The organism is Chryseobacterium sp. Leaf394 (genome assembly GCF_001424105.1).
Lineage (GTDB): Bacteria > Bacteroidota > Bacteroidia > Flavobacteriales > Weeksellaceae > Chryseobacterium.
Genome location: NZ_LMQH01000011.1, coordinates 1,010,681 through 1,021,883, shown reverse-complemented (window position 1 = coordinate 1,021,883; position 11,203 = coordinate 1,010,681). Strand labels below are relative to the sequence as shown.

12 protein-coding genes are annotated in these 11,203 nt (G+C 35.1%); 6 read left to right on the top strand and 6 right to left on the bottom strand.

The window, feature by feature from the left end; genetic code table 11:
* Positions 1–217 precede the first annotated feature (217 nt).
* The gene (locus tag ASG21_RS09145) at positions 218–610 is read right to left on the bottom strand and encodes a helix-turn-helix domain-containing protein (RefSeq protein ID WP_056078640.1); all 393 of its coding nucleotides are present in this window, start codon (positions 608–610) and stop codon (positions 218–220) included.
* A gap of 121 nt (positions 611–731) precedes the next feature.
* Between ASG21_RS09145 and ASG21_RS09140 the strand changes: the two genes are divergently transcribed.
* Positions 732–1,109 carry a DoxX family protein gene (locus ASG21_RS09140; protein ID WP_056078637.1) on the top strand — a complete coding sequence of 126 codons (378 nt, stop codon included), beginning with the start codon at positions 732–734 and terminating at the stop codon, positions 1,107–1,109.
* Between the two features lie 27 nt (positions 1,110–1,136).
* Positions 1,137–1,571 carry a nuclear transport factor 2 family protein gene (locus tag ASG21_RS09135; RefSeq protein WP_056078634.1) on the top strand — a complete coding sequence of 145 codons (435 nt, stop codon included), beginning with the start codon at positions 1,137–1,139 and terminating at the stop codon, positions 1,569–1,571.
* A gap of 104 nt (positions 1,572–1,675) precedes the next feature.
* On the opposite strand, the gene ASG21_RS09130 is transcribed toward ASG21_RS09135, so the two are convergent.
* Both ASG21_RS09130 and ASG21_RS09125 read right to left on the bottom strand, forming a co-directional pair.
* Positions 1,676–2,032, bottom strand: a complete 357-nt coding sequence (locus ASG21_RS09130; protein WP_241773510.1) for a DUF4440 domain-containing protein — start codon at positions 2,030–2,032, stop codon at positions 1,676–1,678.
* A 67-nt stretch (positions 2,033–2,099) separates the two neighbouring features.
* Positions 2,100–2,840: a 3-oxoacyl-ACP reductase family protein gene (locus ASG21_RS09125; RefSeq protein WP_056078628.1), complete on the bottom strand. Its 741-nt coding sequence runs from the start codon at positions 2,838–2,840 to the stop codon at positions 2,100–2,102.
* Positions 2,841–2,969: 129 nt separating this feature from the next.
* Here ASG21_RS09125 and ASG21_RS09120 point away from each other — a divergent pair, with 129 nt between their 5' ends.
* Positions 2,970–3,314, top strand: coding sequence for a helix-turn-helix domain-containing protein (locus ASG21_RS09120; protein WP_056078625.1), 345 nt, complete (start codon positions 2,970–2,972; stop codon positions 3,312–3,314).
* An 88-nt stretch (positions 3,315–3,402) separates the two neighbouring features.
* On the opposite strand, the gene ASG21_RS09115 is transcribed toward ASG21_RS09120, so the two are convergent.
* From ASG21_RS09115 to ASG21_RS09105, 3 genes are all read right to left on the bottom strand, one after another.
* Entirely contained in the window at positions 3,403–3,633 is a 231-nt protein-coding gene (locus tag ASG21_RS09115; RefSeq protein WP_056078623.1) for a hypothetical protein, read from the bottom strand.
* A 10-nt stretch (positions 3,634–3,643) separates the two neighbouring features.
* Entirely contained in the window at positions 3,644–4,249 is a 606-nt protein-coding gene (locus tag ASG21_RS09110; protein WP_056078620.1) for a recombinase family protein, read from the bottom strand.
* A gap of 938 nt (positions 4,250–5,187) precedes the next feature.
* On the bottom strand, positions 5,188–6,297 hold the full coding sequence (locus ASG21_RS09105; RefSeq protein ID WP_241773478.1) for a DUF4172 domain-containing protein: 1,110 nt from the start codon (positions 6,295–6,297) through the stop codon (positions 5,188–5,190).
* 587 nt (positions 6,298–6,884) lie between these two features.
* Here ASG21_RS09105 and tssD point away from each other — a divergent pair.
* The 3 genes from tssD to ASG21_RS09090 all read left to right on the top strand — a co-directional run bounded on the left by tssD (position 6,885) and on the right by ASG21_RS09090 (position 11,168).
* A complete protein-coding gene (gene tssD / locus ASG21_RS09100; protein WP_056078612.1) occupies positions 6,885–7,289 on the top strand; it encodes a type VI secretion system tube protein TssD in 405 nt (134 codons plus the stop codon).
* Between the two features lie 203 nt (positions 7,290–7,492).
* Positions 7,493–9,661 (top strand): phage baseplate assembly protein V, encoded by a 2,169-nt coding sequence (locus tag ASG21_RS09095; RefSeq protein ID WP_056078609.1) that lies wholly within the window; start codon positions 7,493–7,495, stop codon positions 9,659–9,661.
* Positions 9,662–9,677: 16 nt separating this feature from the next.
* Positions 9,678–11,168 (top strand): polymorphic toxin-type HINT domain-containing protein, encoded by a 1,491-nt coding sequence (locus ASG21_RS09090; RefSeq protein ID WP_056078606.1) that lies wholly within the window; start codon positions 9,678–9,680, stop codon positions 11,166–11,168.
* Positions 11,169–11,203 lie beyond the last annotated feature (35 nt).

Below are 11,203 nucleotides of genomic sequence, written 5' to 3'. Positions count from 1 at the left end.
TTTTAAGTGTTGCTAATGCTGATCCCATCTTTTTAATAAATAATTATAAATCGTTTTTTGAGACTTATATTTTTATATACTATAAAAAAATAAATTATTCAACTAAGTTTAACAATTTATTAATTGGTGGAAAAAATTAAACAAATTAAGTTTTAACAAGTAGTTGATTAAGTGATAGCATAACTAATTTTCTCTAAAATTTGAAAGTCATTATCTTTTATTTCTTACTGCTTTGCGCAGAGTGTTCACTTTTTATCTTCGCACGATGTTGAATTCCCCATTTTGTCATTGCATTAACAACTTCTTCTAATGTTTGGCTGTAGGGTAGTAACTCGTACTCTATACTTACCGGATAACCATTTTCAACTTTCTTGATAAGAAAACCGTTCATTTCCAATTCTTTCAGTTCACTTGATAGTACACGGGCAGAAATTCCGCTAACCTGTCTCTGAATTTCAGTAAATCTCTTATTACCTCTTGCTATAGCAATAATGATCATTAGCTTCCATTTTCCACCAATAGCATATAAAGCATCGCTAACAGCATTTAAGACCGTATGGCATTCTTCAGTAAATGCTTTGTTTCCTATATTATTTTTTTCGTAAGACATAAATATGATTGTTTTATTAGTTGATAACCTTTTGGTAACGACTAATATTATGTAACCAAATATAGTATAATTTTGCTACATAATACTAAAATGTACTTTAAACAGAAAAAAAATAAAAGAAATGAACAACGAAAAGACAAAAAAAATAGCTGCAGTCATTATGACTGTATTGGTCACACTTATGGTAGGCATCAGCGGATTGATGAAAGTAATTCAACTCCCCTGGTCTGTCGAAGGCATGATTAAATTAAATTTATCTAATTCCACAACATCATTGGGTCTCCTGGAAATGTCATTTATTTTTCTGTTTGCTTATCCAAAAACAATGCGTATTGGATTTATTCTAATAAGCTGTTATTTTGGTGGAGCAATGGCAACAGAATTATCCCATGACGGATCAATGATTAATCCGGCAATTCCTATGATTTTAATATGGATAACTGCATTATTACGTGATTCATCAATATTTTTTGGCTCAAACGATAGATTAATAAAATAATAATTAATAATACAAATCAATACGACAATGACATTAGAAATTTTAAAAACAAATGAAGATTTAAGAAAACTGATCGACCAATACGCTTACCTGAGTGACGAATGGAAAATCTCCGAAGTAATGGATCTATTTATACCTGATATGACTTACAATGTGTATATGAGCGGAAATCTGGTAGGAAATACGTCCGGAAGAGAAAATTTAGAGAAGGAATTCAATGAACACGCTTCCAAAGTAAAAACATATTTCACACTCAATGGGCAGCATACGGTAAATATTACAGGAGAAACGGCTACCGGCATATCATACAGTCAGATTAAAATGGTAAGAGAAGTCGAGGGTAAAGATGTTTTGACAGATTACAGTGTCAAATATGATGACCAATATGTTTTTCAAAATGGGAAATGGTTGATCAAAGAACGGATTGCTTACTTTATGATAGTAGAATCAAGAACACTCTAATAAGAGGTAATAAAAAATAGGATACTTTGAAAGTGTCCTATTTTTTTGTTCTAGTAGTATTATGAAAATATTTTTCAAAAACTCAAACCTCCAAAAAGTAACCTTTATAGTTCTTTATTAAACATATATCTTGAAATCTTCCATACTTCTCCCACTTTATTAAGGATAAAAAACTCTCTCATCTTATTTTTAATGTCCGTTTTTTCATTCTTTAGAAAAAGATGTGATTGAGATGTAGTGCGTACAATTGCAATTTCATCATAGACAGATATCTCATCGTAATTGGTGCTTGCATCTATAAAATCAACTGCCTCAAAAGTATCATTATATGCTTGCCTAAACTCAGCCACTCCCTCCGTAGATGGAATATCTGCCGGCATCAGGACAGCATTTTCTGTATATAGATTCAGTATAGAATCTGTATCGGCATCATAAAGATATTTAAAATATTTTCGTACAATTTGTTCTATGGCATTTTTTCTTTCATAACATGAATTTAATCATTAGTAAAAATTAATTTGTCAAACATTAACAAACCAGTCCGCCATCTATGTTTATGCTTGCACCGGTAATGTATTTTGAAGAAGGATTTGCAAGAAATGCTACGAGTTCCGCAATATCACTCTTTGTTCCGTACTGTCCCATAGCCACAAAACCTCTTATTATATCTGCAAATTGAGAATCGGCTGGGTTCATTTCCGTTTCAATTGGTCCCGGCTGGACTGTATTTACAGTAATACCTCTTGATGCCAAATCACGCGCAAGTCCTCTCGTTAGACCTGCGACAGCAGCCTTGGTCATTGCATAAACCGCACCTCCGGGAAAGATAGTTCTTTCAGCAACAGCACTTCCTATATTAATTATTCTGCCACCGTCATTCATTACAGCTGCTGCTGCCTGTGTGGCAACGAAAACTCCTCTGATGTTCACGCCAACCATCCTATCGAAATCATCAATTTTAACATCAGGTAAGAGAGCGTTAATGGCAACTCCTGCATTGTTAACCAATATATCAAGAGATCCAAATATTTCGAATGCCTTATCTATAGCATCTCTTATAGAAATCTCATCCGCATTATCTGCTTTTAGTGCAATGACTGTTACTTGTCCATCAGACAGTTCTGATGCCAATTGATTGGCCTCATTTTCAGAATTAGAATATGTGAAGGCTACATTCGCACCTTCTAAAGATAATTTGCGAACAATTTCTTGTCCGATTCCACGACTGCCGCCTGTTATAAAAGCTACTTTGTTTTTAATAGATTCCATTATAATTAATTTAAAAATTCTTTTGCAATATTAAATTAATACTTTACTTTTGGCAAGTAGTTACGTTTTTGTAATGTAGCTACTAAAATGTTACTATTACTGTAAATCAATATTTTAATTTTTGGATTTATGAAAAAAAATATTCTTTCTGAACCATCTTGTTCTAAATGCGGTATCGAATATGCCTTCAAAAGAATCGGTGGAAAATATAAGGCACGAATTATTTGGAATTTAAAAACCAATGGTGAACTGCGATTTGGGGAATTGACCAGGCTTTTGCCGGATTCAAGTACAAAAATGCTTACTCAGGTATTAAGAGAATTGGAAACTGATCAACTAATTTCAAGAAAAGTTTTTCAGCAGGTTTCTCCCAAGGTTGAATACTCACTCACACCAACAGGCCAAGAATTGATTCCATTTTTGAAGCATTTGGATGATTGGGGAATCGCTCAAATGGCAAATGAAGTTTTATAAATAATTTTTTGATAAACTAGAATTTTTTCTAATCTCAAATATGTATTACGAATGATATAAATAATTAAATAGATTGTTGCCTAATAAATTAATGAATTATATTTTGAGGAATATTTGCTTGCCAATACTTACATTCGCAAGCTATCGAGTACTTTCGTCCTTTTATTTTTTCTTCTGCAAATACATCTAGTTCAACTTTTTCTCGTGCAGTTTCGGCTTTTTTCTCAATCTCCACATTAAAATTACACTCTTTTAAAATTTCAGCAACCCTATTTTGTAAATCTTTCCAATCTTTCGGTTGGCTTGTTGTTAATTTCATTTTATAGAATTTACTTTCTGATGGACATTTTTTTTATTTCTTCATCTGTATGATTATCCAAAATTTTAGCATACCGATAAAATGTTGCCCTAGTTAATCCAAGTGGTTCATAAATTTCTTTCGGAGCTAAAGTAGGGTTTTTATATATAGACCTCATAATTAACAATTTAGATATTGTTTCTTTTGTATATCCCTTTGGTCTTCCTCCCAATCTACCTCTTGCCCTGGCAGCTTGTAAACCCGCATTGGTCCTCTCTCTTATCAACTCCCTTTCGTACTCAGCAAGAGAAGCCATGAGATTTAGGAATAGTCTGCCATTAATAGTTGCAGTATCTACACCATCCACAAGACCTTTTATTATAATTCCTTTATCACTCAAACTTAAAACAAGATCAATAATGTTTTTCAAACTTCTTCCTAACCTGTCTAACCTCCAGACATAAAGTTCGTCACCTTCTCGGAATTGGTCAATCATCTTATCAAGTTCGGGACGATTCTTTGTTGCGCCAGAAATCTTTTCCTGATAAATTTTCTCACAACCTGCTTTTTCTAAGGCTTCAATTTGTAAATCTAAATTTTGGTCTTTGGTCGAAACCCGGGCATATCCTATTTTCATAATTTGTCACATTAAACTCATACTTTGTAAATTTATGAAACTTTGTTTAATGATACGAGATTTTGAGAAAGTTTTAATGAAAAAATTAAATTTTAAAATACACATCTTTTAAAATCTCAAAATACCACCGTTTCATTTAATATATACATTTAAAATAATTGATCTAAAGGTATACTTTGATCAAATAATACGTTAGCAAAATTTATAACTTTTATTCCTAAAGAACATAGATTTTCATCTGTTGCAAGTTGATTAATAAAAAATAAATTTTTCACAATAAATTAATATCGCTTAATAAATATTTCTTTATTTTGACCGAAAAGCACTACATATAATAATTGTGAAAAAACTATTTATCTTATTAATAGCAATATTTTCCATTTACGCATGTAAAGACCGTGATCTAGACGACGATGTTATACTGGATGCAACCCTAGAAGGTAAAAATACCGGATCAGCATTATTTGATGGCAAAGTGTGGGTAGCCAAAATAGAAAATACTAATGCTAGTCCATGAGGGAACGATACTTACCTTCAGTCAGATCTATTAACAGGCCGTGAAATAATGACCATTTCATTGAGGAACTTTCAAAATCCCAGTTCAAATTTAGTTGTAATGGATATCAATTCAACACAAGAAATAACTACAGAAACTTATTCTTTGAATGGTGTCAATGAGAATTGAGCTGCGATTATAAAAGGTAGCAATACATATCGTACAGATGGCAATGATAATGTAGGTTCTATTACCCTTACAAAATTTGACCGGACAAAAGGAATTATTTCCGGTACATTTCAATTCAAAGCAAAAAACAATGGAAGTGACGTAATTAATGTAACCGATGGACGCTTTGACAATAGATTTCAATAAAAAACAATTTTGATAAATTATGGAATATTTGTGCACGTTCAGTTTTCACAAATAATGTGTCTCATTATTAAACATCTTCCAGATTAACCTGATAAGATACCGAACGTCCGCCACCTGACATTTTGAACGCATTTATATCTGCGAGATGTTGTAAGTCTCGGGTAGCAGTTGCCTTTGACGTCTTATTGATAGAAATATATTTCTTTGCGGTCATTCCACCTTTGAAGCCTCCCATCCCCTGTTCCAGCATCTTATTAATGGCCTTGAGTTGTCTGTCGTTCAGCATCTCTTTAAAGCGGTCAAAGAAATTCACTTTTTTCAGTGTAAATAAAACTACATTTTTAGAATCAAGCAATGCTTCGTTTAATATGCCGAAAAAATAATAAATCCAGTCAGTTATGTGAGAATTACGCTGTGCTTTTTTAAGCTCAGAATAATATCTGTTCTTGTCTTTTTCTATTGCTTTTGATAAACTTATAAAAACAGGCATTTCCAGCTTTTCAGCCAGCGACTTTTCAGCCAAGGCACGACCGATTCGTCCGTTACCATCTTCAAACGGATGTAAAGTTTCGAAATACAGATGGACAATCGCAGAAAAAATCATGGCTTCACCAACTTTACCGAATTCATTTATCGAGAATTTTTGATACCAGTCTATAAACTGATGAATTAATTCCGGCAGATCTTGCGCTGGCGGTGCTTCATAATGGACAGTAAAATGTCCAAAGTGTCCGGAAACCACCTGCATTGGCTCGCTTCCGGTTCTGAATAAGCCGGAATTAAGATTCTTTTCGTTTTTCATTAAGATCTGATGCCAGTTTAAGAGAAGATCTTCAGTAAGTTTTTTGGAATAAGAATTCTGGACTTCAATCATCAGCTTTGCAATGGCATCAGTCTTCCAGTTTTTACTTTTAGTATGATAATCTTTAATCTCCAGATTTACTTTTAATGATGACATGACATCTTCCCGGCTAAAATATTCGCCTTCGATTTCTGAGGTTTTTAATGCTTCAGAAAGCATAATTTCTGTTAAGATTTCCTGCTTAATCTCTTTGGAAAATCCCAAAATTAAACCATTGGCAACACCTAACTGCAATGTGAAATTTTCGATACCGGAAATGAGTTTGTCATTATCAAAACTGAAATCAGGAAAGTCTTTTTCTTGCCAAATATACATAATGAGCCAAATAATAAGTTTATTTAGCTGAAATATAATAAAAAATTGAGCCGATTAACAAATTTAATCGGCTCAAAAGACTTCAATTGAATTAAATCTAAAAATTAATCAGGAAGTTTATTGTTATGAATTCTGTAAACCTGCTGTCCTGTATGAAGTTGAACAAGCATATTCTGCATAATTTCTTCAATCTTATGTTGCTCAAAGAAAGCAATTCTTACAAAATGAATTTTATTTTTCTTCGTATAGGTATTTTTAATTTCATCATTAAAAATCCGGACTTTATAACCCTCTTCCCCACCCCAGTAATCCTGAGCTGTGAAATGTTGAATTCCATCACACTCAATGAGATATTAAGTTCTAACATCACTTAAAATCATAAAAAATTGATTATAAGTACTTAAATTTAAATGAAATGTAGTCAGTTAGGTTATCTACATGTAAATGTCGTAGAAGTACTACATAAAATCGTAGAACTACTACAAATTTTAAAATATTCGTCAAAAATTTTAATTACATTAAAATCACTGCTTATCTTTGAGTATCAGAATCATTTACAAAATATTAATCTTTAAAATTTACTCATCATGGCACTTAATTCAAGAGGAATCTTAAAATTCAACGGAGGCGAAGGACAAAAATTACTAAAGCTGAACTACAGTGTTTCCAGATCTACAGACGTTTCAGGCCGTGTGGCCTCAGATCCTTCCAACGCACTAATCAGAGTAACTGTAGAAGCTACAGAAAAATCTGACATTCTTGAGTCATTACTTAATGGAAAATACAAACCGACAACAGGCGAAATCACTTTTAATAAATCTCACGAAGAAGGAACTCTGATTACTTTGAACTGGGAAAACGGATATGTTATTCAGCATGAAGTGGATTTTGACGGGACAGACGAAAACTCTATGTACATCAGTTTTGTTGTAAGCGCGGAGCAAATCAATTATGGTAATTCTGCTTATGAAGGTCTTTGGCCATCTGCTTAAATTTGCAAATAAGTCAGAACTTAAAATCACTTCACAGAATAGCATGTCTTAAAAAAGGCAGGCTATTCTGTCATTTCATGCATCAGATGTAATAAACACAAATATTGATTGTTTATTTCAGGTCAAATTAAATTTTTAATAAATTTTAATTCCAGTCTCTTCAGAGAATACCCTATACCAATTCACAAATAAAAAAACACACAATGTTTCAGGATCACAACATTCCAAAGCCCAAAGGTTCGGAAAACTTAAAAAATCCAGATTCTTTCAAAGCATTACAAGATGTTGCTCAAAACGAAATTACCGGCAAGGCCGGAGAAAAACTTGATAATGCAAATCAAAAAATATCAAAGGCTAAAAACATAGCCGGATCCGCTCAGAGCGCTACCGGAATGTTCAGCAATCAACTGATTCCATCTAATAAAAATCTGACAGTATCGGATAAATTATGGGCAAATCAGCCGACTTCAAAAATTCTGAATGCCAATGCAATCCCTACAAGCCAGATTCTCGGAATCAACAGAGTTGTAAAACTAGAAGTTGTAATTGAGGGAAAAGAAATCACGCATTTTAAAAATTTTAAGCTTAATCAAAGTGCTGTGAAGCATCACAATTTCAGCCTTACTTTGGCACATGATACATTAGGTGGTACAGAAAATCACAATCTGGAAGATGCCCAGAATTTTTTAGGAAAGAGATTAACTGTAATTTTCAAATATAAAGATGTCACAGATGGTCCCGAAAGAAATTTTGTAGGGGTCATCACATCAGTTGGTTTCAGTCAGGATAAAGGTAGTCTGGGAAATATTGTACTTAAAGGCTACAGCCCAACAATACTTTTAGACGCAGCAACTCATATTCAGAGTTTCGGAGGAGCTCAGAAGATCAGCTTAAACAGCATCGCTGATCAGGTTATTCAGGAAGGTCTGGGCGGAAGCAAATTTGATTTCAGAGTTGACGCTCAGTACGGAGAAGTTTCCTACAGCTCGCAGTATGAAGAGACCCACTATAATTATTTAGCCAGAATCGCCGAAGCATACGGTGAACAGTTTTTCTATGACGGCGAAGTTCTACACTTTGGTAAGCTTCCTCCTCAGGAAGAATCTGTGAAGCTAATCTACGGAAGCAGTGTCACAGATGTTCAGATTACCATGCAGGCGCAGCACGTAAAACCTTCGTTCTATGGCTACAACAGCAGTAAAAATGAAAAACTGACTACTGGAGATTCCAAAATAAATCATGTTTCTGATATTGCCAGAAGAGCTTACGAAATATCAGAAAAAACCTTTACCACTCCCTCGCTCAGAATAGCACCCATCAAAGCTTCATCATCCATGGATATTGATGCATCTCAAAAAGGTGCAGCCGGCAGCAAAGCCTCAAGTGTATTTGTAACGTCGGGCACTACAACTGTACCATTTCTCTATCCCGGATGTCCCGCAGATATTGAAATGCGGAAATCAGACAGCAACCAGACTTCTTATTTTACAAAATTGCTGATTACAGAGGTTACGCATGAAGTAGATGCAAGGGGTTATTACACCGGAAATTTTGAAGCAATAGCAGCCGATTCCGGTTACATTCCAAGACCTGAATTTGAGAGTCCCAAGGCTGATGCACAGTTTGCCAAAGTGATTTCCAATACAGACCCTATGAACCAGGGAAGAGTTCAGGTGCAGTTTGACTGGCAACAGGGTCAGGATAAATCGGAATTCATCCGTGTAATGACACCCGATGCAGGAAGCAGTGACAAGGTAAATAAAAACCGTGGATTCATGGCGATTCCTGAAGTGGGAGATCAGGTTATTGTTAATTTCGTTCACCAGCATCCTGACAGACCTTTCGTGATGGGAGGAATGTTTCACGGAGGTATAGGCGCAGGTGGCGGAGCCAACAATGACATCAAAAGCCTGAGTAGCCGAAGTGGGAACAAACTGGAATTAAATGACGGTGCAGGTTCGGTATTTTTAACTGATCAGGGAGGTGCCAATATGAAATTTGACGGTGGTGGGAACGCTACTACAAACGCTAATTCCAACCATTCTATTAATGCGGGAAGTACCCATACCACCGGAGTTGGAGGAAAAAAGAATTCACCACCTACGTCTCTCCTTAAAATGGATGCTGCAGGAAACATTACTCTCGATGGAAAAACCAGTATAACGCTAAGAGTCGGAGATAATTCAATCACTATATCAGAAGAAGGAATCACCGCTTCCGCCGGAAAGGGAGCTATAGATATTACAGCTCTTGCCGGAGCTTTGGGATTATCAAGTACGGGAGGAGCAATGAATATTGAAACAGACTCTGAATTAAAAATCACAGGGGGACCAAGCGCAGTCATGTCTTCGGGAGATACCAATATTATGTAATTCTAAAAACTAATCTATGGATGAATTAGAATACATAACCAAAAATGCCCTGATGATATGTGATCAGGGCGGAGCACCAGACTTTTTTAAACCTACCTATAATACAAAGGTAAAAATACACGGCTGCCTGGTTGCGACCAATATGGATGCAACTCCTTTGATTAACATACCATTGTTTAAAGTCTGCAAAATCTCAGGAGGCCCCTGTGCTCCGGCAACTATCCCATTGACCTGGCAAGACACCTGGCAGGTTAAAATAAAAGGAATCAACTCTCTCATAGGAAAAAGCACATGCCTCTGCCCGATTGGAGGTAAGATAGAATTTATGACCAGCGGTCAGGTTCCTTTGCCGGATGATGCCGCTGCAGAAGTTGCCGAAATGCAGGAACAGGCACAACGTGAACTGGATGACAGCGGAAACGGTGACAGTGTGGGCGAAGCCGGCTTGGTAGAAGGAATGATACCTGTATGGGGAAGTGGTCGTGATCTCATTAATGATATACAAACTGGCGACGGTTGGGGTGCTGCTATGAATGCAGGATTTCTTATTTGGGATGTTGCTTCTATTGCTGTTGGCGTAGTTTCCTTTGGAGCTGGTACTGTCGCGATGCAAGGGGCGAAAGCAGGTGTGAAAGGTGCTATTAAAGCAGGTGCAAAAGCTGTTTCAAAAGAAGCGTTACAACAAATGGGGAAAGCAGCTTTTAAGAGCCTTAGTAAGAGTGCATTAAAAAGCGCAGATAATCTAATGGCGAAACTTTGCAATATATCTAAGGTTTTTGCTTGTTTTACAGCAGAAACTCTGATCCACACTCCGAAAGGTTTAAAAAAGATCGAAGATATTAAAATAGGTGATGAAGTTTTTAGTTTTGATGAAGAAAATCAGAAAGTGACGATACGCAAAGTAAATTACTTATTTCAGGAAGAGGTAGAAGAAATACTTGAAATAGAAACAGAAAATGGAATAATTTCAACCACAAGAAATCATCCTTTTTACGTCAATGGTCAATTTAAAGATGCTGAAGAAATTGACATTGGAGAATATCTTCTCGCTCAAAATGGAAAATTTATCAAAGTGCTGTCATTAAATTATATTCTGAAGACAGAAAAAGTTTATAATTTTGAAGTAGAGGAAGATCATTGCTATTTTGTAGGAGAGGATGGCGTTTTAGTGCTTAATAAGTGTTATCATACAACTTTTTTTAACGCTTTCCCTTGGCTTAAAGGTAAAGTTGTTGTTCATCATGCTATTGAACAGCAGGTACTTAAAAGATATCCAGGAGTACTAACTAAAGCAGAAATTCATGCATTAGATAATTTAAGAGGCATTCCCAAAGAGATAAATAGTAAGCTGCATCTTAGTGAAATAAGAATTGAATGGAATAAATTTTATAAAAAATTTGACGACGCTGGAATAATTCCAACTAAAAAGCAGTTGGAAGATTATGCCAGAGCTATTGATAAAAAATTTGCCAACCAATTTAATCCGCCATTTTCAGTATGGCCATAACAACAAAATATAACAAAGAAAATTATGTATAACAT